This is a genomic window from Bifidobacterium scardovii JCM 12489 = DSM 13734, assembly GCF_001042635.1.
Taxonomy (GTDB): Bacteria; Actinomycetota; Actinomycetes; order Actinomycetales; family Bifidobacteriaceae; genus Bifidobacterium; species Bifidobacterium scardovii.
On record NZ_AP012331.1, the window covers coordinates 127137 to 142641 of the forward strand.

Genomic DNA, 15505 nt, shown 5'->3' on the forward strand with positions numbered 1-15505 from the left:
AACGGTTTCAGGTGCAAGATGTTGGATTTTCGTTGGATTATGAAGTTTGTCGGGCCCCGGTCAGGCCCCGGATATGACGAAAGCGCCTCGAATGTCACCATGAGGGGTGTCAATCGGGGTGCTTCGTTGATTCAACTCACTGGTGGCGGAGCGGTTACGGCATACTATGCCATTTTGTGAATTTCGTCGGGCCCCAGTCAGGCCCGAACTGCTGCTTGCCTTGCCGATGGTTAGGCGAATTGTTTTAGGTATTCTTCGAGTTCGTCGGTGGGGCTGCTGGAAGTCTTGGTTTCCACTGTCGGGGTGGCTCTGTTGAGGTCTTTGAGGCTGGAGAGGTAGGCGGCGACGAGTCGTGTGGAGGGTTCCGCGCCCGCCTTGTCCATCTGGCGGGCCAAGGTGCGGGCCGTTTCCACGAGGGCGCTGTAACGGTCGTCCTTGTCGATTCGCAGCGCGTTTATGGTGCGGTTCACTGCCCTGATATGCGTCTGGCTCATGGCCTGCGGCCTTTCAAATTGGGTGAAAAAGATGCGGAGGGAGAGGAAGTGGGGCCATGCGGATAGTGTCCCGTCGATGGCTGGTTTTGGGATTCTACCGCCCCTACCCCTTGTGTTCATAGATCGTTGGTTCCGGTCGCCGTGTGTTGGCGAGGCGTTCCAATCGTGCTAGGTGGTCGTTGGTTTCGAGTTGCTGGCGTGCGATGATGGCGAGCAGCTGCACGGTGGGCGTGGGCTGCTGGCTTACCGCGTCGTGTATCCATTCGGCTATCTTCCCGTGGTCGCTCATTCGTCGTTCCTGTTTCCGGTTGTGTTGTGTGGCGGTGCCCGCCTTCCTCACGGGCACCGCCTGTTCGCTGCGGCGTTCGCCTGTCCAGTCCCACCCTCCGGCGCGCGGCCAAGGAGTGAAGCCGCGCGCCTTTGCCCTAACCCTGCGGCTTACTTGCCGGTGGTGGGCGCGGTGAGGTTGAGCTTGACTAGGCCGTGGGGCTTGTACACGTCGAGCGCGTAGCGGCTTTCGACTCGGGCGCGTACCGCGTTGCGGCTGAAGCCGGTGGCGGCGTCCCATTCGAGGCGCATCATGTTGTCGGTGCCGATGGCGAGGGAGTCGGCTCCGATGACCCAGCCGGTGCCTTGGGCCAGTCCTGGCACTTGTGCCACCTGATAGCCCCACATGGTGCGGTTGGTCGGGTCGATGACGTTGCCCATGTAGTAGTGGCCTTCGGCGTCCTTGCGGGTCTGGGCCTCCATCCAGTCGGCGCTGCTCAGTGCGATGACCTGCACTCCAACGCCGATGCTTTCGAGCTTGTTGATGCCGAGCATGATCGTGTCGAAGATGTTGTTGTGCCATTCCTGCGTCTGGGTGCCGGTCACGTGGTCGAGGCCGAGCAGGTGTGTGGCGGTGCCGTCGCCGTGCAGTATCTCGTTCTCGACGGTGTTGATGACCTCCAGCGTGAGGCGGGTGCCGAGCCACTGGCGGATGCTGGTGGCGTCCTCGAGCACGAAGCGGTCGATCTCGTCGGTGAGCACCGCCACCACTTTGAGGGTCTGGGTGTCGCGCACGAGGTTGAGCTTCTTGACGGGCTTCTCCTTGCCCACGGGCACGACGGCGGCGCTGCCCGAGTTTTCCACGGCGGTTTCGCGGATGATGTCGTACACGGGTTCGCGTCCCACGGCGGGCAGGTAGTCCACGAGTCGCGGCGGGATTTCCGCGCCCGCGTAGCTGGGCGTCGGCTTGCCGGGGTTGACGATGGGCACGGGCACGAGCGTGCTGCCCGCCTGAATGAGTCCCTTGACGCCGAACTTGCCGCTGTAGCTCATGGCCTGACGCGGGATGTCGGTGGCGAGGCTGCGCAGCGAGAGGCGGCCCGGCGTGGCGGCGTTTCGGCTGGACGTGTTCACTTCGTCCGTGTTCAGGTCGTTGACGCCCTTGAACAGGTCTACGCGCTCTTGCAGCTTCTTGGCCTTCTCGTAGCGTTCCTTGAGTTCCTTGCGTTCGGCCTCGGTGAGGTTCTCGCCGTTCGGGCCCGCCTTGGCCATGAGGGCCTTCATGGCCTTCTTCTCGGCGGCCAGCTGTTCCATGTATCCCATTGTTCTTATCGCTCCTTGGTTTCGGTGGTGTCGATCTGGATGTTGTTGACGTATTCGGCCATGCGCAGCAGTTCGGGCATCTCCCTGCGGCGCTTGATTCTGAAGATCAGTTTGCGGATGATTCCGGCGAGTTTCTTCATGCCGTCTCCTTTGTCCTTGTTGTTGATATTGATAACGGTTTCTCCTATCGGTTTCCAGACTACAGAAAAACCCGGCAACTTGTCGGGTAAATCGACAGTTACCGGGTGTGAACCGGGGTTCACTGGGTTTTCCGCTTGCTGGGCGGGCTTGCACGCTTGGTTTTCCACCTTGCGTGGCTCTTCATTCGTTTGATTCGGTGCCGGTAGGCGGCGGGTATGCGGGTCAGCATTCCAACACCGGCAATTCCGGGTAGCGGCGTTGCAGGTATTCGCATACCGCGCCGATGTCGTCCAGCCAGCGTTCGAGTTCCCCGCAATGGTTCGCTAGATCGCTTGGCTGGTCGGGGTCGGTGAACTGCCAGTAGTTGTTTCCTGACGGTTCCATGTAGAAGCTGAGCGCGGTCTGCGGGTCGCCTTCCGTGAACCATGAGATGTCAGCCTGGAAGTCCAGCCTGAAGTCGGGCTGGGTCGATCTGAACAGCACGATATCGCCTTGGTCTATATACTCCTCATGCACGAAGCCGGGCGTATGGTCGAGCATGAGTTTGGGCTTCGGTGGCTCGTTCGTATCGCTGCTAGTGTTGGTGTCGGGATTATCGTTCATGGTGGTTCCTTTCTCGGTTCCGGCTACGTGGGTTGGCCGGAACCATTTGTTGATGGGTGTCCCGGTGTTGGTAGCGCCGGGACAACCGTTTTTCCTCATTTCCTGAACTGGCTGGATGCTTCGCTGCCTGCGGTTTGACGCCATGAAGGCAATCGGGCGTTTGGTTCTCCCGCCCGTATCCCCGCGTTCCGGCTGCTGCAACAATCGGAGCGTGTGGCAGATGGGATACGGGCGAGGGTTCGGCTATGGCTAGGTCATGGCCTCCCCCTTCCGCGTGGTCGTGGCCTGTCGTCGGGCTTCTCCCACTTCGGGTCTATATGCAGGGTCTCGGGCTGGAGCTCCTGCGCGAGCCGCAACAGGCTTGCCGATTGGACGGACGCTATGAGCGGGTCTGCGGGAACCTTGAAGCTCACATCCTTGGCGCCGCCCTTCATGGCGTATGCGGTGGCGCGTATCAGCTTGGCGGCGAGCGCCTTCGCCTCATGGCGGGGTTGGCTCATGTCCGCGATGAAGTGCGCGCTCAAGTCGCCTTTCCATTGAGGGCCGATGTTCACCATGTCAATGTCCTTCCGGGGTGCGTGGATAGTTTTCTATGCCGTTTTCCGATAGGTCTCCCAATGCGACGGCTATCTGTTGTTGGGATCGGGCTATGTCGAGCAGCGCGAGTGTGGCGATGTAGGCGGTTTCCTCGAAGTCGAAACCATTCGGCTTATATGGATTGAAGCCCTTGATTAGCTTGTAGGTGTCCAGCATGGCTATGTCTTTCCTTTCTGTTTTTTGCGAGCGCGGCGGTAAAAGTGTCTACGGTGTCTACACGTTGGAATCATTGGGGTTTCGGTGTCTACATGATGTGTCTACAAGTGTCTACAAGTGTCTACGCGAAGCCCGGCCACGTAGACACTTGTAGACACGTGTAGACGGTTCGTGTAGACACCGGGAACCCTTGCGGGAGTAGGTGTAGACACTGTAGACACTTTTTCATGCGCGTGTGATTGACAGTGAGTAGTACATGCCTTCGTCCGAACCTTTCCGCCAGTCGATTTTGTTGTCGTTTTTAAGTGATTCGATGGCCGATGCGAAGACCTTGCGTTGAGACGTGTTCATGCTGTTCCTCAGATTGCGTTCGGCCATGCCCTCACGCTTCGGGTCTTTGTCGCCCAGCACCTTGAGTATTCGGGTTCTGGCCCGGTCGAGCATTCTCACGTCGGCTTCGGCGCGGGCGTCGTCCTTCACCTGCATTTCGTCGGCCAGTTTCGCGGTAACGTTCTCCCTTGCCTTCGACAGGTAGCGTTCGCGGCATTTGTTGCTCATGTCCACGATCCTGCGGGCCAGCATCCAGTCGTCGGCGTTTACCTTCAGGTCGGGTGCGCGCATGGATGCGACCACTGCGGCGACGTGCGCGGTGAGCAGCATCGTGTGGCTGTCCAATGGGCTGCGGGTGCCCCTGTTGCGGGCCACGCTGTCCCTGAAGGCGTCGTCGAGCGCGTTGGTCGGGTATTCCAGTTCCAAAAGCTCGTAGGAGTCGCGTCCGGCCTGTCTGTGCTGCTTGTGGTAGGCGCCCCAGCTTTCCGCCCTGTACACGGCGTCGAACGCTGCCGGTGAGGGGGATTCGTAGCGGACATGCCATGTGAACTCGCCCTTGGGGTGCGGGGTGCGTCTGTCCGGGTCGGTGTCGCAATCGGGGTCGAGCACGTCGGCCCACATGAAGCGTTGCGGCCAGCCCAAGCCCTCGTATTCGGTGAAGGCGTCGGCGGCGGACGGCTGCGCGTTCACGCTCATGCACAGCCGGTAGGCGTAGGCGGGTATCTGCAAGCGGTTGTCCGCGTTCCTGTTGAACGCGCCGAACTGCTTGCCCATGAACACGTTCAGCAAGGTGCTTATCAGCGTGCTGGAGCTGATGCGCGCCGCGCCCGACAACTGGCCGACCTCGCTTACTGACAGCAGCACGCGCGGGTTCCTGCACGACTGGTGGGAGCCTATGCGCTTGCCCTTGTCGTCCAGATCGGGCACCCTGTCCGCGAACATGGCCGCTATGCCCTCGCCGCTTACCGGAAGATGCACGTCGGCGTCGAGGATGTCGGGCACCAGATCGGCGGCGGCGGACTCGGTGGTGTCCTTGCCGTCGCCGGGGCCTCCCACCAGGGCTACGAACACGTTCACCCCGGCCACACGGCCCCTGCCACCGATGCCGAGCGAGGGGATAAGCAGGTTCGGCGGAATGCGCATGGCCTCGCGCATGAGCACCATGACCAGCAGCGCGAACGGGTTGATGTTCTCCGCCTTCGCGTAGTCATGCACGTAGCGTATCCACTCGCGCGAACGCCAGAACTCGGAATCATTCACAGCCTACTCACCCCTTTCCAGTCCAACGGCTCGAACGGATGCCCGGCGAAGTCCCTCGGCACACCGTCGCCCATATAGGAGCCGGTGGGCTCCATATCGTTGTCCTGCATCCAACGCAGGAAGTTCAGGTAACGCCGGTAGTCGGCCACGGCCTGAAGATACTTGGATTCGGCTTGGAAGTCGCGCGGGGACTGGCCTAGACTGGACATGTCGGGTTCGGTTGGTTCCATCTCCTGCAACCTCCTTTCTATGAGCGCCTGTCCCGGCCTGTGGGGCGGGCGCTCCCTTGTATTCCAAGACGATGAGCAGCAGGGCCAGCAGGCCGCATGTGTAGGCCCAAGCCCATTCCTCAAGCCCGGTCAGTTCCAATGCGGCGGTGGCGAGCGCCATCGCGATGATTCTCAACATGGCTATGCCTCCCGTTTCATGTGCTGGTGGATGTAGTGCAGGACGGAATCACGGTGGTAGAAAACCTTGCCGCTGACATTGGTCTCGTATTCGGGGCCCATGCCGTTCAAACGCAGTTCACGCCAATAGGAGACGGGAGTATCCGTGGCCGAAGCCACCACCGTATCCATGCTCTTGCGCGGAATCGAACGCGCCTGCTCCAACTGCTCTTCGGTGAAGACAATGCTCATGCGTTCACCGCCGTTCCCATGAGCCATGCGTCTAGATCGCTTTTCTTGTACAGCACCTTGCGAGGGCTGGGCTTGAAGAAGCGCGGCCCCTTATGCGCGTATCCGAGCGTGGCGAGCGTGCCCGTGGTGGTCTTCGCATACGCTGCGGCCTCCTTGCGCGTAAGCCACATGTCGCCGTCCGTGATGGCGGGGAGAGGTGTTGCCGATGTCATGATTTACCTCCATTGATTGAATTGGTATCAATTTGATATTGTTAGTATCAGTATTATCAAATTCATACCAAACATGTCAAATAGGTATGCTTGGCGTGTCGCTTGATTCGATTTCTATCAAATTGATAGATAAGATGTGTGTATGAGTGAATCAAAAAAACGTAATGTTAATGCGGTTGAAGATACAGGCAGACAAGTTGCGGCGAATATTAAGCGCCTGCGCGGTGGGATGACGTATAGAGAGTTATCTGACCGATTGGAGGAAGTTGGAAGACCTATTGCGGTGCTAGGGCTGAAGCGTATTGAGTCTGGTGAACGCAAGGTGGATGTTGACGACCTCATGGCCTTTGCGATTGTGTTCGGTGTGAGCCCGCTAACGCTTCTCATGCCCGAATATGGCAGCAGGGCGATAGCTACGAACGTAACTGGGTATCCGCATAAAATCGGGTCGAATATAGCATGGCTGTGGGCGCTGGGTTCCGAACCGTTGGAGGTTCCCAACGATGCCATGTTGCATTACGGTTCGCCTGATACAGCAAGGGCCATAGCCGAGTATCGATCGCGTGCCGTCCCCGCTGTTGAAAGCCGTAATACCGACCCGGCAAGCTATCTCCCCACTGAGCTGATGGACAAATACCGAGACGCGATGGCCTCCGCTCGTTTTGACGAAGTCAGAGAGAAAGCCGAAAACGAGATTGCAAGAATAATTCGTGAAGGCAATGCCGAGCAGGGGATTGCAAGTAAGGAATAGCCTATGGTCTCCTATGAGAAGTACGTGCTGAAGTCCGGCGAGACCCGCTGGCGCGTCCACTACCGTGACCCCAGCCACGTGACCAAGGAAAAGAGCGGGTTCCGTCGCAAGATAGACGCTCAGGACTGGGCGGCGCGCAACGTGACCATAGCCATGAACGACGGCGCATATGTGGACCCGCAAGGCGGGCGCGCCCTCATATCCAAGCTCGGCGACGAATGGGTGGCCGCGCATGAGAGCGTGTGGAAGCCGTCGCACTATCACAGCATCGAAACCGCGTGGCGCGTCCATGTCAAGCCGAAATGGGGAGAACGGCAGCTATCCAAGATAACCCACTCCGAAGTACAGGACTGGGTGAACGAACTGGCGAAGGCACGATCTGCCACGGTGGTTATCCGAGCGTTCGGCATACTCAAGGGCATCTATGACACGGCGGTGAAGGACGGGCGCATAGTTCGTGTGCCGGTGGTGGATATCCAGTTGCCGAAGAAAAGCCGAAAGCCGCGCCAATACCTCACGCCGGGGCAACTGTTGGCCCTTGCGGATGCTAGCGGCGCATACAGGCCGCTGATACTCGTATTGGGCCTATGCGGACTGCGTTGGGGCGAGGCAACCGCGTTGACCGTGTGGGACGTGGATTTCAAGCGTAACCGGCTGCATGTCTCCAAGGGCGTCACCAAAGTGGGCGCGACCTTCGAGCAGGGCACGCCGAAAAGCAACAAGGCGAGGGACGTACCCATGCCGCAACTCGTCCGTGACGCGCTGCGCGAACAGGTCAAGGGCAAGAAGCCAACCGATCTGCTTTTTGAGGGCGAGCATGGTGGCTATGTCGCTCCCCAGTCGCTTGGCAAGAATCACCGCTGCTGGTACAAGACGGCGGTCGAGACAAGCGGCGTGCCCAAGCTGACGTGCCATGACCTACGCCACACAGCGGCCTCCATAGCCGTTCATAGCGGTGCGAACGTGAAGGCCGTGCAGAGGATGCTGGGGCATTCGTCGGCGGCTATGACGTTGGACACCTACGCCGACCTTTTCGATGATGATCTGGACGAACTGGCCGCAAGGATGGATGAAACCATGTCAAAAATCGCGTGATAAGTCTCTGAAGCTCAGTGGAGTTCAGCGGTGTTGTTTTTAGATTGCTGGATTTTCCGTTGGATTTCAGCTAGGCCGTTGGATATGAGAAAACCCCGGAACGCTGGTATTCCAACGTTTCCCGGGGTTTCTCCCTGCGTGCGAGTGGGGGGAGTTGAACCCCCACGAGCATACACTCACTGCCACCTGAAGACAGCGCGTCTACCATTCCGCCACACTCGCAGACAAGCGTTTAACTTACCACGGGTGTGCGTGGTATGCAATTCGGCGTGTCGCGATGGTGGCAAGTGCTGGCGAAGTCGTTCATGGCCAGGGACTTGGCTCGGCGCGGATGGCGATTGAATCCGTCCGAGCCAATAGCGGAGCCGAACCGTTACTTTGTAGAGGTTTTGCCCTGCTGAACCCATTGTCAGCGGGGCGGCGCTTCTGCAGACTGTGGCATGCGCTTCTTGCGGATACTGCTGGCGGGGTTCATCTCCTACAAGGTAGAAGGGGTGTCCCGCTGGCAAGGCACGTAATGGTGCCGATCTCCTAGACCGTAGAGAAAACTCGCCGCTGATAACGCCAGTGGTAGCGAAGTCGCCAGCCTCTAGAGGATATATCTCGCTGGCATGCTTCCTATCGGGGCGTATCGTCTGCGGGGTATGCGGGTTGCTCCGCTTACGGGTGCCGCAGCGGTGCAGGACTTCTAGAGCGTAGTGAGATTGCCTTGCTGGTAGTGCCAGTAGAGGTGAAACCTTTAACCTCTAGAAAATGTGCCTCGCTGACAGACCTCTTACCGGAACAAACCTTCTAGGGTGTGTTTATACTATTTGGTTTTGCTGGTGTTTTTGAGTTGGATGGCGATGAGGGCGAGTTGGAGGTTGGCGAGGAAGGTGGCGTCGAGCCTGTCGTAGCGGGTGGCGGCCTTCCTGTAGTGCTTCATGCGGTTGAAGACGCGTTCGACCATGTTCCGCCCCTTGTACGCCCGCCTGTCGTAATCCCATGGGGCCGTGCGGTTCCTCTTGGGCGGCACGACCGGCGTCAGGCCGAACGACTCCGCCAGCAGACGGGTGGAATCCCCTTCGTGGGCGCGGTCCATGGGCAGCCTGGCTCCCATGAACGCGCCGAGCGCGGCCATGGAGCGGCGCCCGTGGGCCGCGTCGCGCTCGTTGCCCGGGCTCAAATGGATTTCGACGAGCGTCGACTCGCTGTCGGATACCACGTGAACTTTGGCGTTCCTGCCTCCCCGGGAGATCACGACGGACTGCGGCCCCCTTTTTCCGGGGCGCCCGTGGCGTGCTGGTGGACCTTCACGCTCGTGGAGTCCAACGCGGGCACCCGGACCTCGACGGCGATGATCCGCTCCTCCTGCAGGGCGGTGAACAGGCGCTCGATCGCGCCGTTCCCGGACCAGCGGTTGAACCGCTGATAGACGGTGATCCACTTGCCGTAACAGGCGGGCAAATCCCTCCACGGGGCGCCGGTGCGGCACATCCACAGCAGCGCGTTGACGAACGTGTAGTTGTCGACCGCCACGTTGCCGCGCTGACGCGGCAACAGGTGCGCGACCCTCATGAACTGATCCAGCGTGATGCCATACCTCGGCGTACACATACGACAATTATCACACAAAACCAATATAGTGTAAACACACCCTAGTATCCCGCGCCGTAAGTTCGTGTACTATGCTGGCTCCCCTCAGTCGGCTACGCCGACAGCTCCCCTCGGAGAGGGGAGCCAGAATTACTAAACGAATTTATGGTGCGGGATGCCAGAGGATGGTCGCACTATTCCGGCAAAACAGCTTCTGACAAAAGTGGCCGCCCCTCAAAACGCTCGCCCCATCAAGACGGCTTCCGGCAAAACGGCTTCCGGCGTGGTGGCGTTCGGTGACGGTCAGCGCCGGCAGCTTCCCGCCGCCAGTCGCCCGCTACCAACACGCGATATTGCTGTCGGTGCGCGATTCCGTGCCGCCGACCAAAGCTCCATTGTCGAGCCGCATGATCATCTGGCCTCGCCCGAAGTCGGCCGGTTCGAGGCTCATGGTCGTATCATGCCCGCGGCTGGCAAGCTCGCGGGCGATCCGCGCGTCGAAGCGCAGCGCTTCCACGCGCATCGCGTTCCTATGGTCCCACCGCCACCGCGGCGCATCGAGCGCCTGCTGCGGATCCAGATGGAAGTCGATTGTGTTCATCGCGACCTGCACATGCCCCTGCGGCTGCATGTATCCGCCCATCACTCCGAACGGGCCGACCGGTCGGCCATCGCGCATCAGGAATCCCGGGATGATCGTGTGATACGTGCGTTTGCCGGGCTTCAGCGCGTTCGCCCGCGAAGGGTCGAGCGAAAAGTCGGCTCCGCGATTCTGCAGGGCGATGCCGGTGCCTGGCACGACGATGCCCGAGCCGAAGCCCATGTAGTTCGACTGGATGTACGACACCATGTTCCCTTCGCCGTCCGCGCAGCACAGGTACACGGTGCCGGAACTGGACGGCGTTCGCGTGGTGCGGATTTTGGCCGTGTTCCCGATCAGACGGACCTTTTCCTCGCCGTATTCGGGGGCGAGGTACCGTGCGTAGTCGACGCTGGAGTCATCCGGGTCGGTGACCGTATCGAAGGCGTCGGCGAACGCGATCTTGATGGCCTCGATCTGCCGGTGATACGTCGCGGCATCCGGCTTTGCCGGAATATCGAAGTTGCGCAGGATGTTCAAGGCCATAAGTGCGACGATGCCCTGCCCGTTGGGCGGAATCTCGCACACCTGCCATCCGCGGTAGTCGAGCCGCATCGGTTCGCCCCATTGCGCCCGGTACGCCGCAAGATCGTCGTAGCGCAGGTATCCGCCCGCCTCCCGGCTGGCCTTGTCGATGAGCCGGGCCAGATCGCCTTCGTAGAATGAACGGGCGTCGCTCGCGCCGATGCTCTCCAGCGTGGCCGCATGCTCGGGCAACGTGACGATATCGCCGGCCGCGGGCGCTCGCCCATTGCTCGTGAATACCCGGAACCACTCGTCGAACCGGCCATCCGCGTTGTGGCGCCGGTAGCTGGCGGTGGCGCGATCCCACCACATCGCCAGATTCGGATTCGCCGGATAGCCGTTGCGCGCGTAGTCCACCGCCGGCGCGAGATCCTCGGACAGCGAAAGCCGCCCATAGCGCTTGTTGATCGCGGCCCATGCGGCCGGCGCTCCCGGCACGGTGACCGGCGTCCATCCGAGCGCGGGCATATGCCCGTTGCCCGCATGCCCGTCGGCGATCACGCGGTCGATGGATATGCCTTGCGGCGCCGGACCGCTGGAATTCAGGCCGATCAGCCGGTGTTCCTTGGCGCTCCACGCGATGCAGAAGGCATCCGCCCCGATGCCGTTGGCCGTCGGTTCGACCACGGTCAGCGCGGATGCGGCGGCCACCGCGGCATCGAAGGCGTTACCTCCCCGCAGCAGCGCTTGCATGCCGGCCGCCGAGGCCTGCGGGGTGGAGCAATTCACCATTGCGTGCCCCGCATATATCGGGAATCGCTGGGACGGGTAGCGCTGGGATAACGGATCGAACATCGTATGCACCATATCGCCATTATCGCGCGGATCCGCTATAGCGGGTTACCGCCCGCGATGCATCGGCTCATTGGCCCAGCGTTTCGGTCCCAGCGCCCCAGCGCTTCGGCGGATTCAGCCCCGCGACCCGTTCGCGTAGAACCTGGCCAGCGTCGCGTCGCGGAATTCGTCGAAGTACCCGCCGTCGATCGAGTCGCGGATGTCGTCGAGCAGCTTGACGAAGAACCGTTCGTTGTGGATCGTCGCCAGCGTGAATCCGTTGAATTCCCGGGCGCGCAGCGCATGGTCCACGTAGGAGCGCGAATAGTGCGTGCACGTGTAGCAGTCGCATCCCTCTTCCAGGGGGCCGAAATCGGCCTTGAACTCGGCGCGCTTGACGTTGTACCGGCCGTCGCGCGTGAAAATCGCGCCATTGCGGCCGCACCGCGCCGGGGCGACGCAGTCGAAGGTGTCGCCGCCGTTCTCCACGCAGGCGAAGATGTCGTCCACGGCGGCGATGCCGAGCACGTGGCGCGGCCGGTTCTCCGGCATCGCATCGCAGATCCACGCGCACGTATTGCCGATGATGCGCTTCTCGATCGCGCCGCCGATGCCCACGCCGTCGAAGTCCAGCGACGCGATCTGCTCGGCCGCATGCCGGCGCAGATCCTCGTAGTTCGCGCCCTGCACCACGCCGTACAGCGCCTGATACGGCTTGCCGACCCGCTCCTCCGTCAGCCGCCGGTGCTCGGCCACGCAGCGCTGCGCCCAGCGATACGTGCGCTCCACCGACTGCTCCTGATACGAGCGCGTATTCATCAGCGTGGTCAGCTCGTCGAACGCGAACATGATGTCCGCGCCGATCTTATGCTGGATGCCCATCGAGATTTCGGCTGAAAAACGGTGCAGCGACCCGTTGAGCGGCGATTTGAACGTCACGCCGTCCTCGTCCACGAAGGCGAGGCGCTCCTTGCCTTCGGCGATCACGTCATCGGATTTCATGCCGGTCACGTCCATCGCCAGCGTCTTTTTGAATCCGGCTCCGAGCGAGAGCACCTGGAAGCCGCCGGAATCGGTGAAGGTCGGGCCATCCCAGTTCATGAACCGGCCCAGCCCGCCGGCCGCGTCGAGCACGTCCTCGCCGGGGCGCTCGTACAGGTGGAAGGCGTTCGACAGCAGGCACTGCGCGCCGAGATCGCGCATCGTTTCCGGCAGCACCGCCTTCATCGCCGCCTGCGTGGCGACCGGCACGAACGCCGGCGTGCGGATGTCGCCGTGCGGCGTGTGAATGATGCCGGTGCGGCCGTATCGGGCGCCTCCTCGCCCCAGCCCGTCGGCGGTGTTGGGCAGCCGGGTGACGGTTTCGAAGGAGAATGCGCTGCGGTCGCCGGGCTGTCCGGGCCGTGCCCCGCGGGGATGATCCAGAAGACTTGTCATAAGGTTCACTCTAGGCGAAGCCCGGTAGGAATCAAGACCGCCATCGCGCCGAAGACCGCTCGATCCCCGCTCCGTCGGGAAGGATCCGCCGCCTCGTCCGCCGGCCCATGCCGGCCGGGGCGGAGGTCGGCGCGCACGCCCACCGAGCGCGCCGCAGAATGGCGTATTTCCGCCCGCGCGGAGCCCATACGAACCGCGGCCCGACGCCGTCTGCCGCCGCATGGCGGCGACCCGCGCCCACAGCGATTATCGGGTTGCGAAACGGCCCCGCAGCGGCATTGCGGAATCCGAAAGCTAATTCATCCATTCCTTCCAATAAACATTCAGGAAACTTCCAGAGCAGCTATCTTTACTCTTAGGTAGCACTTCACCGGGGTGGTCACGAGAGCCGACATCCCTCCGCGAACCCGGTAACGACGTAAGGAGCAGCAATGGCTGAAGAGAACAACAACGACTGGGGCGCCCGCAGCGGCGACCAGCCGGCGCAGCCGACCAGCGACGCGCAGCAGACCACTTCCATGTCTCCGGTGACGGCACCGGCGGACACGACCGATACGGCAAACGCGACCTCCGCGGACGCGCAGGGCACGGCATCCGGCGCCGGCGAGCAGCCGACCGTGACGTTGCCGGCTTCCGCAGCCGCGCCGTCCGGTGACCAGCCGACCGTGCAGATGCCGCCGACCGCCGATACGCCGAATTATGCGGCTGCGGCGGGGGAGACCACGGTGGTGTCCAACCAGAACGCCGGCGACGCGCAGCAGTCCCAGCAGCAGCCGCAATATCGTCCGGCGCCGGAATACGGCGCGTACGGTCCGACCCCGACTCAGCCCCAGCAGCCTCAGCAGCAGCCGCAGCAGTCTGGCACGCAGGCCAACCCGAACCAGCCGTTCGGCGGCCTGTTCGGGCAGCAGAATCCGATGGGGCAGTCGAATGCGGCGAACGGCCAGCAGCATGGCGGTCACAATCCGTTCCGCAACCCATTCCTCGCCGGGCAGCAGAATCAGAACAACGGCCAAGGCCAGCAGGGGCAGAACCCCCAGAACCAGGGCCAGCAGAACGGTTCGCAGCCCCCGTTCCCGCCGTTCGGCGCGAACGGGCCGATGACGAACGGTTCGCAGCCGGGCCGTCCGGGCGTCTCCCAGGGGTCCAAGACCGTCAACGGCGTGATCGTCGCCGTGGTCGCCGCGCTGGTGTCCGCCGCCCTGTGCCTGGGCGTCGGCTACACGGCGATCACCAACGGCTGGGTGAAGGTGCCGACCACCAGCTCGCTGACAAGCGTGGATTCCAACAAGTCCGGTTCCGGCTCGGCCACCGTCAAGAGCGGCGAATCCGTTGACTGGACGTCCGTGGCGAGCAGCGTGTCCAACTCCGTGGTCTCCATCCAGACCGTGCTGAGCAACGGCACCGCCAAGGGCTCCGGCGCGATTCTCGACACCGAAGGCCACATCATCACCAACAACCACGTGATCTCCGGCGCGCAGCAGATCCAGGTGACGCTCGCCAACGGCACCATGTACTCCGCGCAGGTCGTTGGCACCGATTCCACCACCGATTTGGCGGTGATCAAGCTCGACAACCCGCCGAGCGATCTGAAGCCCGTGGAGTTCGCCGATTCCGACAAGCTCGCCGTCGGCGAGAACGTGATGGCCATCGGCAACCCGCTCGGCTACGACGACACCGCCACCACAGGCATCGTCTCCGCGCTGAACCGCCCGGTGACCGTGACCGACGACAACAACAACGAGGTCGTCACCAACGCCGTGCAGATCGACGCGGCCATCAACCCCGGCAACTCGGGCGGCCCGACGTTCAACGGCGCCGGCCAGGTGATCGGCATCAACTCGTCCATCGCATCCACGGCGACGTCGTCCGACTCCGCCGGTTCGATCGGCATCGGCTTCGCGATCCCGTCGAACCTCGTCAAGCGCGTGGCGAACGAGATCGTCAAGGACGGCTCGGTCAAGCACGTCGCGCTCGGCGTGACGATCAAGAGCGCCACGGTCGAGGCTGACGGCGTGACCCGCGGCGGCGCGCAGATCGCCACCTCGTCCACCGGCGGCTCCGCGGTCGTCTCCGGTGGCCCCGCCGACAAGGCCGGCCTGAAGGCCAACGACACCATCGTCGCCTTCAACGGCAACGCGGTGAGCAACAACTACTCGCTGCTCGGCTACGTGCGCGCCTCGGCTCTCGGTGACAAGGTGACGCTCACCATCGTGCGCGACGGCAAGACCATGGATGTGGATGTGACGCTCGATCAGGAGGAGTCGTCCGTGAACGGCTCCGGCAGCTCGAAGTCGAACGGCAACAACCAGAACAACCAGAATGACCAGAACGGCAACGGTTCGAACGGGTACGGCAATGGCTCCGACGGCTATGGCAACGGTTCGAACGGCCAGAACGGCGGCGGCTCCGGTGACGACGGCGGCTTCTCCGATCCGTTCGGCCTGTGGTAAAGCCGGCGGGCGGCTCGCCGCATGATCGGCGGCCGTTGGCCGATACCGGTCGATACCGGGCGCTTATCAGGGCGTGGCAGGGAATGTTCCCCGCCACGCCTTTTTTCGTGGGTTCCGGCAAGAGAGGCTTCCTCCCGGCATGTCGCCGAGCGCCGGCTGATAGTGTGGGCAGGGCGCGAGAGGCGGAACCCGTGTTGTTCCGCACGCCGCGCATGACACTAAACACATAACTGA

18 protein-coding genes and 1 tRNA gene are annotated in these 15505 nt (G+C 62.1%); 3 read left to right on the forward strand and 16 right to left on the reverse strand.

The window, feature by feature from the left end:
• Positions 1-230 precede the first annotated feature (230 nt).
• The 11 genes from BBSC_RS00515 to BBSC_RS00560 form a co-directional block, all read right to left on the reverse strand.
• Complete coding sequence (locus tag BBSC_RS00515) at positions 231-494, reverse strand: hypothetical protein (RefSeq protein WP_033517613.1); 264 nt, start codon at positions 492-494, stop codon at positions 231-233.
• A 103-nt stretch (positions 495-597) separates the two neighbouring features.
• Positions 598-783 carry a hypothetical protein gene (locus BBSC_RS00520; RefSeq protein WP_033517611.1) on the reverse strand — a complete coding sequence of 62 codons (186 nt, stop codon included), beginning with the start codon at positions 781-783 and terminating at the stop codon, positions 598-600.
• Positions 784-932: 149 nt separating this feature from the next.
• Entirely contained in the window at positions 933-2084 is a 1152-nt protein-coding gene (locus tag BBSC_RS00525; protein ID WP_051923215.1) for a phage major capsid protein, read from the reverse strand.
• A gap of 5 nt (positions 2085-2089) precedes the next feature.
• The gene (locus BBSC_RS14320; RefSeq protein WP_269429191.1) at positions 2090-2224 is read right to left on the reverse strand and encodes a hypothetical protein; all 135 of its coding nucleotides are present in this window, start codon (positions 2222-2224) and stop codon (positions 2090-2092) included.
• A 223-nt stretch (positions 2225-2447) separates the two neighbouring features.
• Positions 2448-2828 (reverse strand): hypothetical protein, encoded by a 381-nt coding sequence (locus tag BBSC_RS00530; protein WP_033517609.1) that lies wholly within the window; start codon positions 2826-2828, stop codon positions 2448-2450.
• Between the two features lie 254 nt (positions 2829-3082).
• Complete coding sequence (locus BBSC_RS00535) at positions 3083-3385, reverse strand: hypothetical protein (RefSeq protein WP_033517607.1); 303 nt, start codon at positions 3383-3385, stop codon at positions 3083-3085.
• A gap of 1 nt (position 3386) precedes the next feature.
• Positions 3387-3581, reverse strand: coding sequence for a hypothetical protein (locus BBSC_RS00540; RefSeq protein WP_033517606.1), 195 nt, complete (start codon positions 3579-3581; stop codon positions 3387-3389).
• Positions 3582-3806: 225 nt separating this feature from the next.
• Complete coding sequence (locus BBSC_RS00545; RefSeq protein ID WP_033517604.1) at positions 3807-5171, reverse strand: hypothetical protein; 1365 nt, start codon at positions 5169-5171, stop codon at positions 3807-3809.
• Entirely contained in the window at positions 5168-5401 is a 234-nt protein-coding gene (locus tag BBSC_RS00550; RefSeq protein WP_033517602.1) for a hypothetical protein, read from the reverse strand. The genes BBSC_RS00545 and BBSC_RS00550 overlap by 4 nt, the downstream gene beginning before the upstream one ends.
• Positions 5402-5581: 180 nt before the next feature.
• On the reverse strand, positions 5582-5809 hold the full coding sequence (locus tag BBSC_RS00555) for a hypothetical protein (protein WP_033517600.1): 228 nt from the start codon (positions 5807-5809) through the stop codon (positions 5582-5584).
• Positions 5806-6021: a hypothetical protein gene (locus BBSC_RS00560; protein ID WP_033517599.1), complete on the reverse strand. Its 216-nt coding sequence runs from the start codon at positions 6019-6021 to the stop codon at positions 5806-5808. The genes BBSC_RS00555 and BBSC_RS00560 overlap by 4 nt, the downstream gene beginning before the upstream one ends.
• Positions 6022-6163: 142 nt before the next feature.
• Between BBSC_RS00560 and BBSC_RS12675 the strand changes: the two genes are divergently transcribed.
• A complete protein-coding gene (locus BBSC_RS12675) occupies positions 6164-6772 on the forward strand; it encodes a helix-turn-helix domain-containing protein (RefSeq protein WP_144414379.1) in 609 nt (202 codons plus the stop codon).
• A 3-nt stretch (positions 6773-6775) separates the two neighbouring features.
• Complete coding sequence (locus tag BBSC_RS00570) at positions 6776-7867, forward strand: tyrosine-type recombinase/integrase (RefSeq protein WP_033517596.1); 1092 nt, start codon at positions 6776-6778, stop codon at positions 7865-7867.
• A 139-nt stretch (positions 7868-8006) separates the two neighbouring features.
• Here the strand turns inward: BBSC_RS00570 and BBSC_RS00575 are convergent.
• The 5 genes from BBSC_RS00575 to tgt form a co-directional block, all read right to left on the reverse strand.
• Positions 8007-8089 (reverse strand) — tRNA-Leu (locus BBSC_RS00575).
• 586 nt (positions 8090-8675) lie between these two features.
• A complete protein-coding gene (locus BBSC_RS13820; RefSeq protein ID WP_269447127.1) occupies positions 8676-9107 on the reverse strand; it encodes a transposase in 432 nt (143 codons plus the stop codon).
• Positions 9104-9424: a transposase gene (locus BBSC_RS00585; protein WP_162180140.1), complete on the reverse strand. Its 321-nt coding sequence runs from the start codon at positions 9422-9424 to the stop codon at positions 9104-9106. Before BBSC_RS00585 ends, BBSC_RS13820 begins: the two co-directional genes overlap by 4 nt.
• Positions 9425-9779: 355 nt before the next feature.
• Positions 9780-11339 (reverse strand): gamma-glutamyltransferase family protein, encoded by a 1560-nt coding sequence (locus tag BBSC_RS00590; RefSeq protein ID WP_197074457.1) that lies wholly within the window; start codon positions 11337-11339, stop codon positions 9780-9782.
• A 177-nt stretch (positions 11340-11516) separates the two neighbouring features.
• A complete protein-coding gene (gene tgt / locus BBSC_RS00595) occupies positions 11517-12818 on the reverse strand; it encodes a tRNA guanosine(34) transglycosylase Tgt (protein ID WP_033519973.1) in 1302 nt (433 codons plus the stop codon).
• A 518-nt stretch (positions 12819-13336) separates the two neighbouring features.
• Between tgt and BBSC_RS00600 the strand changes: the two genes are divergently transcribed.
• Entirely contained in the window at positions 13337-15271 is a 1935-nt protein-coding gene (locus BBSC_RS00600) for a trypsin-like peptidase domain-containing protein (protein WP_046726274.1), read from the forward strand.
• The last annotated feature ends 234 nt before the right edge of the window (positions 15272-15505 follow it).